Here is a 14,481-nt window from a genome sequence, read left to right on the forward strand (position 1 = left end):
TCTCTGTCCTGTCCTGGAGGGGTCGTACTGCGTACTGGCTGCGGGCGCGCGGCCCCGCGTGCCCGGCAGGGGCTGCTCGGGTTACTTGGCGGCGCCGAGCTCGATCGGCACGCCGACGAGCGAGCCGTACTCGGTCCACGAACCGTCGTAGTTCTTGACGTTCTCCTGGCCGAGGAGCTCGTGCAGCACGAACCACGTGAGCGCGGAGCGCTCACCGATGCGGCAGTAGGCGATGGTGTCCTTCGCCAGATCGACCTGCTCGGCCTCGTAGAGGGCGGTCAGCTCGTCGTCGGACTTGAAGGTGCCGTCGTCGTTGGCGTTCTTCGACCACGGGATGTTGCGGGCGCTCGGCACGTGGCCGGGGCGCTGCGACTGCTCCTGCGGGAGGTGCGCGGGCGCGAGCAGCTTGCCGGAGAACTCGTCGGGCGAGCGGACGTCGACCAGGTTCAGGGAGCCGATCGCGGCGACGACGTCGTCACGGAAGGCACGGATGGACGTGTCCTGGGCCTTGGCCTTGTAGTCGGTGGCCGGGCGGTTCGGGACGTCCTTGCCGTCGACCAGGTCGCGGGAGTCGAGCTCCCACTTCTTGCGGCCGCCGTCGAGGAGCTTGACGTCCTGGTGGCCGTAGAGCTTGAAGTACCAGTAGGCGTAGGACGCGAACCAGTTGTTGTTGCCGCCGTAGAGGACGACGGTGTCGTCGTTGGAGATGCCCTTGGCGGAGAGGAGCTTCTCGAAGCCCTCCTGGTCCACGAAGTCACGGCGGACCGGGTCCTGGAGGTCGCTCTTCCAGTCGATCCGGACGGCGTTGGTGATGTGGTTCTTGTCGTAGGCGGACGTGTCCTCGTCCACCTCGACGATGACGACGTCGGCGTCGTTCAGGTGGGCCTCGACCCAGTCGGCGTCTACGAGGACGTCGCTGCGGCTCATGGTGTTCTCCTCCGGGGCAGTGTGCGGCGGGGTGGTGCTGGTGCTGCTGCGGGGTGGTGCTGCGGGTGCGCGCCGCGGACGGATCGGCTTCGCGGTACCCGGGCGGGGAGGCGGCGGGCGAGCGGAAGGCGGGGTGCGGTCACGCGGGGAGGGCCGGTCGTCCGGCCGGTGGAGCGGAAGCGCTCACACGTCACATGGATCGACAGAGCATCGCGGCGACGCGACACAGGTCTACTGCCCGCCGCTTCGTGAGGTCCGCCTGATGCTTCATAGTCATGGATCGTAGGGACGAATCGGCCGCCCTGTCACCGGCGTGTCACATGTCGAGACAGGATCGTCCGAATGATGGACGAGAAAGCCCCGGCAGGCCGCTCGGGCGGCCTCCGGGGCTCTTCGCGCGACCCGCCCTCCTAAGGGGCGGACCGCACCGTCTCACGATCCGGCCAGCGACACGTTCGTGCCGGTCAGCGCCAGATGCACGCCCGCCTCGTCCGACGTCAGGGTGGAGAGCCGGAGTCCGGCCGGCAGGCCGGCGTCGAGCCGGCGGTCGAAGTCGGTCTTCTTCCGGACGACCTTCTCGATCCCCGGGATCCCCTCGCCCGGGACCTCCTCGGCGCGTACCCGGACGATCTTGCCGCCAGGGGAGTCCTTCGCGTCCTCCAGCGTGACGGTCGAGATCACGCTGCGGGTGAAGTTCCTGCCGAGGAAGTCCACCGTCGCGCTGACCTTGACCTTGCCCGGCTGCCCGCCGTAGGAGACGGTCACCCCGGTCTCCGAGGCCGCGGTCAGGTCCGCATAGGAGACCAGGGCCTTGCCCTCGGCCCTGCCGGCCGTGCCCCCGGTGTAGTCACTGTTCAACTTCACGTCGTGGAAGGCGGCTTCGATCCGCGTCAGCCGTGCCTTGCGGCCTTCGGCGGAGGCGTCCACGCCCGTGAGCACCAGGTCCACCTGCTCCAGCCGGTGGTCCAACGCCTGGGTCAGGAACGGGAAGCCGTGGATGTCCACCTCCACGTCACCCGACAACCCCTGCCGGGACCGGATCTTGTCGGCCAGTTGGTTCTCGGCGTAATCGACCGCCCAGCGGTCGGCGCCCACGAACAGGGCCCCCAGGATCACTCCGATGATGACGATGGCCCGCAGAAAACGCACGTGCCCCTCCCCCAATAGATCAGTACGTGCGCCCTAGTTGACCACGCTTGCGAGGGGAGGGGTCGAACGTGCGGCCGACGTCAGCCCACCACCCGGCCCATCAGGTAGACGGCGGGGGCCGCCGCCGCCAGCGGCAACGCGACACCGGCCGTCATGTGGACGAACTTCGACGGGTAGTCGTACGCGGCCACCCGCAGACCCACCAGGGCGCACACCCCGGCGGCCAGACCGAGCAGCGCCCCGCCCGTCCCGATGCCCGTCATCGTGCCGACCGCGATGCCCGCACCCGCCGCGGCGGCCAGCGAGACCGCCACGGACGCCGGCGCCGGCAGCGGCAGGGCCCGGGCGAAGACGGCGACCGCGACGGCGACCCCGCCCACGCTGACGGCGTCGGAGCCGGAGGCCAGGTACCCGGCGCAGACGATGGCGAGGGCGGCGGACGCCACCGAGGCCATGAGTCCGTACATCCGCTCGTCGGGGTCCGCGTGGCTGCGGAGCTGGAGCACCAGCGTGAGCAGCACCCAGGCACCGAGGGTGCCGATGATCGCGCCGGGCCCGTTCACCTCGTCCACGGCGAGCACGGCGGCGTCCGCGACCACGGCGCCGAGGAAGGCGAGGGCGATGCCCTGACGGGCGGGCCACATGCCGTTGAGGCGGAACCAGCCGGCCGCGGTGAGGCCCTGGAGGGCGATCAGCGGCACGAGCAGCGCGAGGTCGCCGAACGCGGCGGCCGCGGCCAGCAGCAGTCCGAGGGCGGCGGTCAGTATCGCCGACTGCGGACCGGGGTCGATGATCGGCGACCGGCCCTCGGCGCGGGCCTGCGCGGGGTCGACGGCACGGAGCGTGTTGCCCCCGAGCGTCGGCGGGGAGTACTCGGCCCGCGCACCGGGGTCGGCGTCGGCGTCAGGCGCACCCTGCGAGGGCTCCGGGGCGGCCGTCACCGGCGGCAGGTAGGCGCTGGCCTCCACGGCCGGCTCCGCGGGCTGCGGCGGCAGGTACGCCGTCTCCTCGGCCCAGCCGGCCGAGGCGGGCGGGGCGGCGGGGACCGGGGCGGGGGCTGGGGCCGGGGCGGCCGGAGCCTCCTCGCGGAACCAGCCCTCGGGCGCCGCGGGCTGTCCGTACGACGCCTGCTGCGGCTGCTGCGGTTGGGGCTGCTGCTGGGGCTGGGGCTGGAACTGCTGCTGGGGCTGGAACTGCTGCCCCTGCGACTGCTGGGGCTGCTGGGGCTCCTGGTACGGCGGCAGGTACGCCGTCTCGGCCCACTCCTGCGCGGGCGCCGCCTGCACCTCCTCGCGGAACCAGGCCTCCGGCGCCACGGGCTGCCCGTACGACGCCTGCTGCGGCTGCTGCGCCTGCTGCTGCTGCTGCTGGGGCTGCTGCTGGGGCTGGAACTGGTGCCCCTGGGACGGCTGCGCCGGCTGCTGCGGCGGCTGCTGGAGCTGCTGCGGCTGCCGGGAGCCCTGGTACGGCTCCTGGTACGGCGGCGGGTACGCCGTCTCGGCCCACTCCTGCGCGGGCGCCGCCTGCGCCTCCTCGCGGAACCAGCCCTCGGGCGCCACCGGCTGCGCCGGCTGCTGCCCGCTCTGGCCCGGGACCCCGCCGAGCTGCGGCTGCATCGGCTGGTAGCCGGTGTCCCAGGTGTCGGCCTGCCAGGTCTGCGTCCCGTACGGATCGTACGGATCGTGCTGTTGCTGCTCCTGCTCCTGCTCTTGCTGCTGCCTGCGCTGTTGCTCTTCAGGGGTACTCATGGGCTCCCGCTCACCCGCCCGCGAACGGCGGAAGCACCTCGACGGTGCCGCCTTCCGTGAGCAGGACGGCATCGTGCGGGCGCTTGCCCACAGGTTCTTCGTTCACGAGGAAGGAGCAGCGCAGCAGGACCCGGGTCAGTTCTCCCGGGTGGCGCTCGCGCACGCCGTCGAGCGCCTCGCCCAGCGTCCGCGCCGCGTACGGCTCCTCCGCCGTCCCGGCGGCGGCCTTGGCCGCCGCCCAGTAGCGGATGGTTCCGGTTGCCACAGCTGCTCCCCTCGTCGGCTCTCTGTTCGTCGGCATCCATGATGAACCCTCCGACCACCCACCCCCGCGTGCCTCCGCGCGCCCCGAGTGCGCCCGAGTGCGCCCGGGTGGGACGGCCAGAGCCCGCCGATCAGACGAAACCGGGGCATACCCTGGTGGCGGGCGTGGCAGGAACCACAGAAGGGGTTCGTCGGAGCCTCTGCCCCGAAAGGGCGGGTGGGCTATTCTGGCGGCGTAGAGGATCCGGGCAACGTAGCCCCCGGGTCCTTTTGTGCTTTCAGCGCGTTGAACGGACCGAGAACAGTGCGTCACCCCGGACCCCAGGGCGCGGGGACCGGGAACGCGAGGCAAGTCGTACGAAGCAGTGCCGCGAAAGTCCTCGACGGGACCGAGGAGGAACCGACGTGATGGACCAGCGATCCGTGCACACGCACGTGCACAAACGCCCGACCCGGGCAGGTGGTCGGGCATGAGCTCTCTCCTGCTGCTGACCAACGCCCTGCAGCCGTCGACCGAGGTGCTGCCCGCCCTCGGCCTGCTGCTGCACAACGTACGGGTGGCGCCCGCCGAGGGACCGGCCCTCGTGGACACCCCCGGAGCCGATGTCATCCTCATCGACGGGCGCCGCGACCTCCCGCAGGTGCGGTCTCTGTGCCAGTTGCTGCGCTCGACGGGCCCCGGCTGTCCGCTCGTCCTCGTCGTCACGGAGGGCGGTCTGGCCGCCGTCACGGCCGACTGGGGCATCGACGACGTCCTCCTCGACACCGCCGGGCCCGCCGAGGTGGAGGCGCGCCTGCGGCTCGCCACCGGCCGGCAGCAGATGGGCTCCGACGACTCCCCGATGGAGATCCGCAACGGCGACCTGTCGGTCGACGAGGCCACCTACTCGGCGAAGCTGAAGGGTCGGGTCCTGGACCTGACCTTCAAGGAGTTCGAGCTGCTCAAGTACCTCGCCCAGCACCCGGGACGGGTCTTCACCCGCGCCCAGTTGCTCCAGGAGGTCTGGGGCTACGACTACTTCGGCGGCACCCGGACGGTCGACGTCCACGTGCGTCGACTGCGCGCCAAACTCGGCCCCGAGCACGAGTCGCTGATCGGGACCGTGCGCAACGTCGGCTACCGCTTCGTCACCCCCGAGAAGGTGGAGCGGGCGGCGGCGGAAGCGGCGGCCCAGGCGGCCGCGAAGGCGGCCGCGAAGGCGGCCGCGGCCCTCCCCCGTCCGGAGGAAACCCCGGTGCCGATCGAGTCTGCGGGACGGCCTGCCCAGAGGTAGGTCACCCCGCGTAGACTGCCGCGCGTGGCCAAGGTGACGCGGGATGACGTGGCGCGACTTGCGGGTACCTCTACCGCCGTCGTGAGCTATGTCATCAACAACGGACCCAGGCCGGTTGCCCCGGCCACGCGCGAGCGTGTACTCGCCGCGATCAAGGAGCTGGGCTACCGGCCCGACCGGGTCGCGCAGGCGATGGCGTCCCGGCGCACCGACCTCATAGGCATGATCGTCCCGGACGCGCGGCAGCCGTTCTTCGCGGAGATGGCGCACGCGGTCGAACAGGCCGCCGCCGAGCGCGGGAAGATGGTCCTGGTCGGCAACTCCGACTACCGCGACGAGCGCGAGGTCCACTATCTGCGCGCCTTCCTCGGCATGCGGGTCTCCGGGCTGATCCTGGTCAGCCAGGGCATGAGCGAGCGCGCCGCCTCGGAGATCGAGGCGTGGGACGCGCGGATCGTGCTGCTGCACGAGCGTCCCGAGGCCATCGACGACGTCGCGGTGATCACCGACGACATCGGCGGCGCGCAGCTCGCCACCCGGCACCTGTTGGAGCACGGGCACCCGTACGTGGCCTGCATCGGCGGCGTCGAGAACACCCCGTCGGTCGGCGACCCGGTCGCGGACCACGTCGAGGGCTGGCGGCGGGCCATGCTGGAGGCCGGGCGTTCGGTGGAGGGGCGGCTCTTCGAGGCCCCGTACAACCGCTACGACGCGTACACGGTCGCCCTGGAGGTCCTGTCGGGGCCGGACCGGCCCCCCGCGATCTTCTGTGCCACCGACGACCAGGCCATCGGTGTGCTGCGGGCGGCGCGGGAACTGCGCATCGACGTACCGGGCGAGCTGGCCGTGGCCGGCTTCGACGACGTCAAGGAAGCGGCGCTGACGGACCCGCCGCTGACCACCATCGCCTCCGACCGCACGGCCATGGCCCGCGCGGCGGTGGACCTCGTCCTGGACGACGCCCTGCGGGTGGCGGGCTCGCGCCGGGAGCGGCTCAAGCAGTTCCCGTCGGCGCTGGTGATCCGACGGTCCTGCGGCTGCCGCTAGGACGTCGCTCTCGGGCGGGCTCGGGGATCCCCGAGCCCGGTCCCGGCCCCTGTCCTTATATCGGGCATACACGGTTCTGTCGGGCTTCTCAGCCGGGACTCAGGAAGCTCTCATGATCCCCGGACACAGTCATAGACATGACCGAGAGCTTCCGCCGCGAAGGCGAGTACCCCCAGGAGAACCGCCCCCAGCCCGAGCCGTTCGGCGAGGACTGGCAGCGCGGACGTGACCGGCTCGCCCAGGAGGCCGCGGCGGGCGCCTACCCGCCACCGCCCCCGTACCCGCCCGCCGCGCCGGCGCCCGGTTGGCACGAGGCGCACCGGCCGCCCGTCATCCAGGGCGAGACGGTGCCCGCCGCAGGCGCCTGGGACCACCCCGCGCCCGCCCCGGAGGGGCCGGCCCACGCCGGGCCGGCCCGCGCCAAGCGGCCCGTGGCCCTGCTCGCCGCCGTCGCGCTGGCCGCCGCCGTCGTGGGCGGTGGCACCGCCGCGGCGGTGCAGCAGTACCTCGGCGGGCAGACCACCGGAGGCTCCGGCATCAACGGCACCAACGTCTCCCGGTCCAGCAACGGCACCGTCTCCGGCGTGGCCGAGCAGGTCAGCCCGTCCGTCGTGCGCATCGACACCCGCACCTCGTCCGGCCAGGGCACCGGCTCCGGCATCGTCCTGACCGCCGACGGGGAGATCGTCACCAACAACCACGTGGTCGAGGGGGCTTCCGCGATCCAGGTGACGATGAGCGACGGCAAGAAGTACACCGCCAAGACCGTCGGCACCGACCCGGACAAGGACCTCGCCCTGATCAAGCTCCAGGGCGCCAGTGGCCTCAAGGCGGCCAAGCTCGGCAACTCCGACGGGCTCAAGGTGGGCGACGAGGTCGTGGCCATCGGCTCCCCGGACCGGCTGACCGGAACCGTCACCAGCGGCATCGTCTCCGCCCTGAACCGCGACGTGAACGTGCCCAAGTCCGAGCAGCAGGCCCCGCAGGGCCGGCAGGGCGGCGGATGGCCGTTCTCGTACGAGGGACAGCAGTTCAACGGGAACACCGGCCAGAACACCACCTCCTACAAGGCCATCCAGACGGACGCCTCGCTCAACCCCGGCAACTCCGGCGGCGCCCTCGTCAACATGAACGGCGAGATCGTCGGAATGCCCTCCGCGATCTACTCCCCCTCCAGTGACAGCAGCAGCGCCGGCAGCGTCGGCCTCGGCTTCGCCATCCCGGTCAACACCATCAAGGCCGACCTCGACTCCCTGCGCGGCGGCGGCAGCGGCAGCGCCGGCAACGACGGCGCCGACTCCGGCGGCAGCGACTCGGGCGGCGCCGCCAACGGCTTCGGGACCTCCTTCTAGGCGGCCCGTGCGAGCCTGGTAGGACCGACCACCACCCCCGGGGGAACCACATGAACGCCGCCGAAGGCGACCAGCAGCGCATCCTCGTCGTCGACGACGAGCCGGCCGTCCGCGAGGCCCTGCGCCGCTCCCTCGCCTTCGAGGGATACGGCGCGCGGACCGCGGTCGACGGCCTGGACGCCCTCGACCAGGCGGCCTCGTACGCCCCCGACCTGATCGTGCTGGACATCCAGATGCCCCGGATGGACGGCTTGACCGCGGCCCGGCGGCTGCGCGCCTCCGGCAGCACCACCCCGATCCTGATGCTGACCGCCCGCGACACCGTCGGCGACCGCGTCACCGGCCTCGACGCGGGCGCCGACGACTACCTGGTGAAGCCGTTCGAGCTGGACGAGCTGTTCGCGCGGGTCCGGGCGCTGCTGCGACGCAGCTCGTACGCGGCGCCCGCGGCCGACGGGCCGGAGCCCGAGGACGCGCTGACCTTCGGCGACCTGCGGATGGACCTCGCGACCCGCGAGGTCACCCGGGCCGGGCGGCAGGTGGAGCTGACCCGCACCGAGTTCACGCTGCTGGAGATGTTCCTGGCCCACCCCCGTCAGGTGCTGACCCGCGAGCAGATCCTGAAGACCGTCTGGGGCTTCGACTTCGAGCCCAGCTCCAACTCCCTGGACGTGTACGTGATGTACCTGCGCCGCAAGACCGAGGCCGGCGGGGAGCCGCGCCTGGTCCACACCGTGCGCGGCGTGGGCTACGTGCTGCGCGCCGCCGGTGCCGGGGACCACGGAGGGCCCGAGTGAACCCGGTCGCCAGATTCCGGGCGCTGCCGCTGCGGTCGCGGCTCGCACTGCTGGTCGCCGTGGCGGTGGCGGTCGCCGTCGCGGCGGTGGCCTGCGTCAGCTGGTTCATGGTCCGCACGCAGTTGGACGACCAGCTGAACAGTTCGCTGCGCTCCACCAACGCCCGCGCCCAGGCGAGCCAGACCCTGAACGCGCTCGGCTGCCAGGAGCGGGCGCTGCCCGGCCCCTTCGTGAACAACCTGAGTGCGCAGGTGCAGATCGTGCTGCCGTCCGGCGGCCGCTGCCTGGTGGACGGCAAGAACACCCTCCCGGTCAGCGACTACGACCTCCAGGTCGCCAAGAGGCTGCGCGACACGGTCCTGTACGACGGTGTGACCACGGACGGCACCCCGGTGCGCGTCTACACGCAGTTCGTGGAGCTGACCTCCAGGGCCGGTACGCAGGACGCCGCGATCTCGGTGGCCAAGCCGCTCGCGGACATGGACACGCCGCTCTCCACGTTGGCCTGGGTGCTGCTCCTGGTGTCCGGCATCGGTGTCGTGGGCGCGGGCGCGGCCGGCCTGTGGGTGGCCCGTACGGGTCTGCGGCCGGTCGACGAACTCACCGGCGCCGTCGAGCACATCGCCCGTACCGAGGACCTCACGGTGCGGATCCCCGACGAGGGCGAGGACGAGATCGCCCGGCTGTCGCGGTCCTTCAACTCGATGACCGCCGCGCTGGCCTCCTCCCGGGACCGGCAGGCCCAACTGATCGCGGACGCCGGTCACGAGCTGCGCACCCCGCTGACCTCGCTGCGGACGAACATCGAGTTGCTGGCGCGCAGCGAGGAGACCGGGCGGGCGATTCCGCCGGAGGACCGCCGGGAGCTGCTGGCGTCGGTGAAGGCGCAGATGACGGAGTTGGCGTCGCTGATCGGGGACCTCCAGGAGCTGTCCCGCCCGGACGCGGCCTCCCCGGGCCCGCTCGGGGTGGTGGCCCTGCACGAGATCGCGGGGGCGGCGCTGTCGCGGGCCCGGCTGCGCGGTCCGGAGCTGACGTTCGGCTCGTCGCTGGAGCCCTGGTACGTACGGGGCGAGGCGGCGGCGCTGGAGCGTGCGGTGGTCAACGTCCTGGACAACGCGGTGAAGTTCAGCCCGCCCGGCGGGCGGGTCGAGGTGGCGCTGCGCGCCGGGGAGCTGACCGTACGGGACCACGGGCCGGGCATCCCGGACCAGGACCTGCCGCACGTCTTCGAGCGGTTCTGGCGTTCCCCGTCGGCCCGCGCCCTGCCCGGCAGCGGGCTGGGCCTGTCGATCGTGGCCCGTACGGTGAACCGCGCGGGCGGCAGCGCCGAGCTGCGGGCGGCCCGGGACGGCGGCCCGGGCACGGAGGCGGTGCTCCGCATCCCGGGTGCGCCGACCCCGCCGCCGGCCGCGGGCCCGCCGGCGTCACCGCCGGCGGGCGGCGGGTCAGTTGTGCCGGATCAGTGAGGTGACGAGTCCGGAGCGGGTGTTGGGGAAGTCCATGGGGACGATGCCGAGCCCGGTCCGGCCGGCCATCTCCCCGCCGTCCACGAAGCCGTGGACCTGCGGGTTGAGCCGGTCGGAGTTCCAGCGGGGCGGCATGTAGGCGGCGGTGCTGGCGTAGTTCACGAACAGCTTCCCGGGCTGCTGCACGGCCTTGCGGAAGTGATTCTCGATCCGGCCCCGCTTGGCGAAGGGCTCGGTGTTGTAGTCGTCCTGGATGTCGAAGACGTTCCCGTCGCCGTAGCGCAGGCCGGACAGTCCACCGTTGTCGGCGAGCAGCACCACCTTGCCGCGGGCCTGTCCCAGGGACGAGGGCAGGGTGTCGGCGATCCGGAAGAGCGGGCGCCAGCCCCGGTTGTCGAGGTAGTCGTCGAAGACGGCGCGGAAGGTGGCGTCGCTGTCCTCGGAGTACTCCTGCTTGACGCGCATCAGCACGGTCTCGGAGGGGTGCGCGGCGAGGAAGTTCCAACAGTCGACGAGGACGTCCCCGAACATCAGGTCCTGGAAGAACGCCGCGTGGTGGATGGCGAAGGAGCCGCCCGTGACCCGACATCGGACGTCGAGGAAGCGGATGCCCGCGTCGAGTTGCTGCGCGATCGAGGTGTTCTGACAGGCGACGTAGAGGCCGCCCTTGCGGGCGCCGGAGTCGTGGGTGCCGGGGATGGTCATGCGCTGGAGGGGGGTGGAGTCGGCGAGGCCGGCCATCCAGTCCTGTGTGCCGAGCGTGGCCGCCGAGGCCTGGCCCGCCGCGCCCGTCCCGAGGGCGGCTCCCGCCGCCATCGCCCCGATCAGGAACCTCCGCCGGTCCATTCCGCTTCCCATGCCCGCCCCTTCGCCGACCCTGTGGTGGGACGGGATCATGGCATGCGGGACCGGGCATTGCTACCCATCGGTAGCGGTCACCTTTCGAGCAACTCCGCCATGGCGCGCAGACCTTGGGCGAGTTCGTGGCCGTCCGGGGCCGCCTCCGGGTCGGTCAGGCACTGCACCATCACGCCGCTGAGCAGCGCGATGTGCACCGACCCGAGGGCCCGTACGTCCGCTTCGGCGACCTCCTCCTCGGGGACCCCGCGGAGTTGGGCGGCGACCATGCGCCGGGAGCGGCGTTGGCCCTCGGCGAGGATCGCGAGGACCTCGGGCGAGGACTGTGCGTGGACGAAGGCCTCGACGTTGGCGATCCACAGCCAGCGCATGTCGCCGAAGTCCCGGATCTTGCGGTCCCAGGTGTCGGCGTACCGCTCCTCGGCGGTGTCCCCCTCGCCGGCGAGCCGGCCGGCCGCCGCGGCCCACTCGTCCATGGCGTCGAACAGCGCGCGGTTCAGGAGCGCCTCGCGCGACCCGAAGTGGTAGCCGATCGCGGCCATGCTCACCTTCGACGCCGAGGCGATGTCGCGCACGGTCGTGCGCAGATAGCCCTTCTCCTCCAGGCAGCGGCGCGCTCCGGCCAACAGGTCCTCGCGATTTCCCATGCGGGGATCGTATCCGCGCGCCGGTTCTTGGGCGCTCGCCTCAGGCACATGCACTAGACGAACGTATTGCGCACTTGCCCAACCACTGGCAGCCTTGAACCGGAACACCGATCGAGCCGACCCCTCGATCGAGCCGACCCATCACACCCGGGGAGAGCCACGCCATGCGCCACGAGCTGAAGATCGACGACCGCACCCTGTCCTACCTGGACTTCGGCGGCCCGGGCCGCCCGCTGCTCGCCCTCCACGGCGGCATGTCCGAGGGCCTCGCCTTCGCCGGTCTCGCCGAGGCCCTCGGGGACGCCTGGCGGGTGATCGCCCCCGACCAGCGCGGCCACGGCGACTCCGACCGTGCGCCCGACTACCGGCGCGAGGGCTACATCGCCGACGCCGTGGCCCTCCTCGACCACCTCGGCCTCGACGTCCCCGTCGTCGTCCTCGGCTACTCCCTCGGCGGGTTCAACGCCTACCACCTGGCCGCCGCCCACCCCGCCCGGGTCGCGGCCCTCGTCAACGTGGACGCCACCGTGGAGATCCACCCCGACACGGCCGGAGCCCTCTTCGGCTTCCTGCGGGACATGCGCTACACCGCCGCCACCCGCGAGGAACTCCTCGCCGCGGCCGGGCCCGCGGGCTCCCCCTTCGTCGAGCAGGCGCTGAGGCCGCTCCCCGACGGAGGCCTGCGGCTGCCGTTCCACCCGCAGGACATGCTCGACTCCGCCGAGGCGTGCCGCGGCGACCACTGGGACGCCTGGCTCGGGAGCAACTGCCCGGCGCTGCTGGTCCACGGCGTCCACAGCCAGTCGCTTCCGCAGGACACGGCCGACGCGATGGTCACCCGACGGCCGGGAACCTCGTACGCCCCGCTCGACGGGGACCACTTCGTGCCGTTCACCGACCCGCGGGGCTTCCACGAGGCCGTCGGGGCGTTCCTCGACCGGCTCTGAACCCTTCCCGGCGGCGCCGGGGACCGCCGGGAACGCCGAAGGGGCGACGGGCCGCCGGGCCCGTCGCCCCTTCGGGCGCGCTGTGCGCGAGTGTCGCCCGGTGTTACTTGACGATCGTGATCCGGTTCGCCGCCGGCGGGGCGATCGGGGACTCCTGCGAGGAGTTGTTCGTCAGGTAGGCGTTGAAGCAGTCCAGGTCGGACGCGCCCACCAGCTTGTTCTTGTGCTCCTTCAGGACGGTGAAACCGTCACCGCCGCCCGCGAGGAACTCGTTCATCGCGACCCGGTAGGTCTTGGCGGGGTCGATGGCCGCGCCGTTCAGCTTCACCGAGTCCACGACGATGCGGTCCGCGCCCGCCTTCGTCAGGTCCAGGGTGTACGTGAAGCCCTTCGAGACCTGGAGGATCTTCGGGTTCGGGCCGTTGACCGTACCGCTGACCTGCTGCTGGAGCGCGGTGATCAGTTGCGCGCCGGTCAGGTCCACGATGTTCATCATGTTGGTGAACGGCTGGACCGTGAAGGACTCGCCGTACGTCACCACACCGTCGCCCTCGGCCCCGGAGGCCTTGAAGGCGAGGTCCGAACGGATGCCGCCCGGGTTCATGATGGCCAACTGCGCACCACCCTTGTCGGCCGGGGCCAGGGCCTCCAACTGCGCGTCGGCGATCAGGTCGCCGAGCGGCTTCTCGTACGCCTCCGAGCCGCGGCCCGGGATGTCCGCCGAGATGAAGCCCTGGGGGCGGTTCGCGATCGGGGCCGCCAGCGCGTTCCAGCGCCGGATCAGGTCGCTCATGTCCGCGGCCTTGGGCTGCTCGCGGCCCACGACCTTGTTGACCGGCTTGGGCGAGGTGACCGGCGTACGGACGATGTCCTTGGTCTGCCGGTCGTACGTCAGGGTGGTGTCCGTGAACAGCCGGCCGATGGAGGCGGCCGAGGTGACCGTGCGCGGGTTGCCCGCCGGGTCGGGGATGTTGCACGCGTACGCCTGGTGCGTGTGGCCCGTCACCAGCGCGTCGACCTTGGGGTCGACGTTCTTGGCGATGTCCACGATCGCGCCCGAGATGCCGGCGCCCGCGCCGGGGGTGTCGCAGTCGTAGTTGTACGCGCCGTTGGCGGGCAGACCGCCCTCGTGGATGAGCGCGACGATCGACTTCACGCCCTGCTTGTTCAGCTCCGCGGCGTACTTGTTGATCGTCTCGACCTCGTCACCGAACTTGAGGCCCTTGACGCCCTCGGCGGTGACGACGTCCGGAGTGCCCTCCAGGGTGACGCCGATGAAACCGATCTTCACGTCCCCCTTCTTCCAGACGAAGGTGGGCGACATCAACGGACGCTTGGTCTTCACGTCCGTCACGTTCGCGGCGAGGTACTGGAACTCCGCTCCGGTGAACGTCTTGCCGTACTCGAAACAGCCCTCGGTCGGGTGGCAACCGCCGTACGCCATGCGGCGCAGCTCGGTCTTGCCCTCGTCGAACTCGTGGTTGCCGACGCTGGACACGTTGAGGCCGAGCTTGTTCATCGCCTCGATGGTCGGCTCGTCGTGGAAGAGCCCCGACAGCATCGGGCTGCCGCCGATCATGTCACCGGCCGCGGCGGTGACGGAGTACTCGTGGCCCTTGCGGGCTTCGCGCAGGCTCGTCGCCAGGTACTCGACGCCGCCCGCGGGTATGGCCTTGGTGGTGCCGTCCGCCTGGCGTTCGGTCACGGTGCCGGAGGAACCCTGCGGGGGCTCCAGCGTGCCGTGGAAGTCATTGAACGAAAGCATCTGAACGTCGACGGTCCGGCTCTTGGCCGCACCGCCACCACTCGCGGCTCCGGCCGGAAGGGCGGCGGCGACCATCGCTCCGGCGCCGGCCGTGGCGGCGAGAGCGGCGAGGGTCAACCGGCGGGCTCGGCGGTGCCGTTGTGGTTTCGCTGACATTTAGTCCCCTTTGCGGACAGCGAGACAACTTGGGAGGTCCGCCGCAGCCTATTGTCAACGCGCGTAGCACGACAGGGTCTA

At 71.7% G+C, this 14,481-nt stretch carries 14 protein-coding genes; 6 read left to right on the top strand and 8 right to left on the bottom strand.

Going from position 1 to position 14,481, the window contains the following annotated elements:
* Positions 1-81: 81 nt before the first annotated feature.
* From ACFYW3_RS30505 to ACFYW3_RS30525, 5 genes are all read right to left on the bottom strand, one after another.
* The gene (locus ACFYW3_RS30505) at positions 82-927 is read right to left on the bottom strand and encodes a sulfurtransferase (RefSeq protein ID WP_351753482.1); all 846 of its coding nucleotides are present in this window, start codon (positions 925-927) and stop codon (positions 82-84) included.
* A gap of 190 nt (positions 928-1,117) precedes the next feature.
* A complete protein-coding gene (locus ACFYW3_RS30510; RefSeq protein WP_389387974.1) occupies positions 1,118-1,204 on the bottom strand; it encodes an Ms5788A family Cys-rich leader peptide in 87 nt (28 codons plus the stop codon).
* 155 nt (positions 1,205-1,359) lie between these two features.
* The gene (locus tag ACFYW3_RS30515; RefSeq protein ID WP_351753479.1) at positions 1,360-2,076 is read right to left on the bottom strand and encodes a DUF2993 domain-containing protein; all 717 of its coding nucleotides are present in this window, start codon (positions 2,074-2,076) and stop codon (positions 1,360-1,362) included.
* 80 nt (positions 2,077-2,156) lie between these two features.
* Complete coding sequence (locus tag ACFYW3_RS30520) at positions 2,157-3,824, bottom strand: hypothetical protein (protein ID WP_389387953.1); 1,668 nt, start codon at positions 3,822-3,824, stop codon at positions 2,157-2,159.
* Positions 3,825-3,834: 10 nt separating this feature from the next.
* Positions 3,835-4,089, bottom strand: coding sequence for a MoaD/ThiS family protein (locus tag ACFYW3_RS30525; protein ID WP_351753473.1), 255 nt, complete (start codon positions 4,087-4,089; stop codon positions 3,835-3,837).
* 469 nt (positions 4,090-4,558) lie between these two features.
* Here ACFYW3_RS30525 and ACFYW3_RS30530 point away from each other — a divergent pair, with 469 nt between their 5' ends.
* The 5 genes from ACFYW3_RS30530 (at position 4,559) to ACFYW3_RS30550 (ending at position 10,027) form a co-directional block, all read left to right on the top strand.
* A complete protein-coding gene (locus ACFYW3_RS30530) occupies positions 4,559-5,362 on the top strand; it encodes a winged-helix domain-containing protein (protein ID WP_389387954.1) in 804 nt (267 codons plus the stop codon).
* Positions 5,363-5,386: 24 nt separating this feature from the next.
* Entirely contained in the window at positions 5,387-6,409 is a 1,023-nt protein-coding gene (locus tag ACFYW3_RS30535) for a LacI family DNA-binding transcriptional regulator (protein ID WP_267801251.1), read from the top strand.
* A gap of 137 nt (positions 6,410-6,546) precedes the next feature.
* Entirely contained in the window at positions 6,547-7,761 is a 1,215-nt protein-coding gene (locus tag ACFYW3_RS30540) for a S1C family serine protease (protein WP_389387955.1), read from the top strand.
* Between the two features lie 50 nt (positions 7,762-7,811).
* On the top strand, positions 7,812-8,558 hold the full coding sequence (locus tag ACFYW3_RS30545) for a response regulator transcription factor (protein WP_351753465.1): 747 nt from the start codon (positions 7,812-7,814) through the stop codon (positions 8,556-8,558).
* Positions 8,555-10,027, top strand: coding sequence for a sensor histidine kinase (locus tag ACFYW3_RS30550; protein ID WP_389387956.1), 1,473 nt, complete (start codon positions 8,555-8,557; stop codon positions 10,025-10,027). Before ACFYW3_RS30545 ends, ACFYW3_RS30550 begins: the two co-directional genes overlap by 4 nt.
* Here ACFYW3_RS30550 and ACFYW3_RS30555 read toward each other — a convergent pair.
* Both ACFYW3_RS30555 and ACFYW3_RS30560 read right to left on the bottom strand, forming a co-directional pair.
* Positions 10,007-10,885 (bottom strand): phosphatidylinositol-specific phospholipase C, encoded by an 879-nt coding sequence (locus tag ACFYW3_RS30555; RefSeq protein ID WP_389387957.1) that lies wholly within the window; start codon positions 10,883-10,885, stop codon positions 10,007-10,009. The genes ACFYW3_RS30550 and ACFYW3_RS30555 overlap by 21 nt on opposite strands.
* Positions 10,886-10,962: 77 nt before the next feature.
* Positions 10,963-11,532, bottom strand: a complete 570-nt coding sequence (locus ACFYW3_RS30560; RefSeq protein ID WP_351753457.1) for a helix-turn-helix domain-containing protein — start codon at positions 11,530-11,532, stop codon at positions 10,963-10,965.
* A gap of 164 nt (positions 11,533-11,696) precedes the next feature.
* Between ACFYW3_RS30560 and ACFYW3_RS30565 the strand changes: the two genes are divergently transcribed.
* The gene (locus tag ACFYW3_RS30565; RefSeq protein ID WP_351753455.1) at positions 11,697-12,479 is read left to right on the top strand and encodes an alpha/beta hydrolase; all 783 of its coding nucleotides are present in this window, start codon (positions 11,697-11,699) and stop codon (positions 12,477-12,479) included.
* A gap of 103 nt (positions 12,480-12,582) precedes the next feature.
* Here the strand turns inward: ACFYW3_RS30565 and ACFYW3_RS30570 are convergent, their stop codons facing one another.
* Positions 12,583-14,400: a bifunctional metallophosphatase/5'-nucleotidase gene (locus tag ACFYW3_RS30570; protein WP_351753452.1), complete on the bottom strand. Its 1,818-nt coding sequence runs from the start codon at positions 14,398-14,400 to the stop codon at positions 12,583-12,585.
* Positions 14,401-14,481: the final 81 nt, after the last annotated feature.

Origin of the sequence: Streptomyces sp. NPDC002602 (genome assembly GCF_042889445.1) — a bacterium.
Lineage (GTDB): Bacteria > Actinomycetota > Actinomycetes > Streptomycetales > Streptomycetaceae > Streptomyces.

What these genes read in the sequence shown, in the direction of transcription:
- ACFYW3_RS30510 (WP_389387974.1), bottom strand. Translation starts at nt 1,204, where the DNA reads ATGACTATGAAGCATCAGGCGGACCTCACGAAGCGGCGGGCAGTAGAC.
- ACFYW3_RS30555 (WP_389387957.1), bottom strand. Translation starts at nt 10,885, where the DNA reads ATGGGAAGCGGAATGGACCGGCGGAGGTTCCTGATCGGGGCGATGGCG.
- ACFYW3_RS30560 (WP_351753457.1), bottom strand. Translation starts at nt 11,532, where the DNA reads ATGGGAAATCGCGAGGACCTGTTGGCCGGAGCGCGCCGCTGCCTGGAG.
- ACFYW3_RS30565 (WP_351753455.1), top strand. Translation starts at nt 11,697, where the DNA reads ATGCGCCACGAGCTGAAGATCGACGACCGCACCCTGTCCTACCTGGAC.
- ACFYW3_RS30530 (WP_389387954.1), top strand. Translation starts at nt 4,559, where the DNA reads ATGAGCTCTCTCCTGCTGCTGACCAACGCCCTGCAGCCGTCGACCGAG.
- ACFYW3_RS30505 (WP_351753482.1), bottom strand. Translation starts at nt 927, where the DNA reads ATGAGCCGCAGCGACGTCCTCGTAGACGCCGACTGGGTCGAGGCCCAC.
- ACFYW3_RS30540 (WP_389387955.1), top strand. Translation starts at nt 6,547, where the DNA reads ATGACCGAGAGCTTCCGCCGCGAAGGCGAGTACCCCCAGGAGAACCGC.
- ACFYW3_RS30570 (WP_351753452.1), bottom strand. Translation starts at nt 14,400, where the DNA reads ATGTCAGCGAAACCACAACGGCACCGCCGAGCCCGCCGGTTGACCCTC.
- ACFYW3_RS30545 (WP_351753465.1), top strand. Translation starts at nt 7,812, where the DNA reads ATGAACGCCGCCGAAGGCGACCAGCAGCGCATCCTCGTCGTCGACGAC.
- ACFYW3_RS30520 (WP_389387953.1), bottom strand. Translation starts at nt 3,824, where the DNA reads ATGAGTACCCCTGAAGAGCAACAGCGCAGGCAGCAGCAAGAGCAGGAG.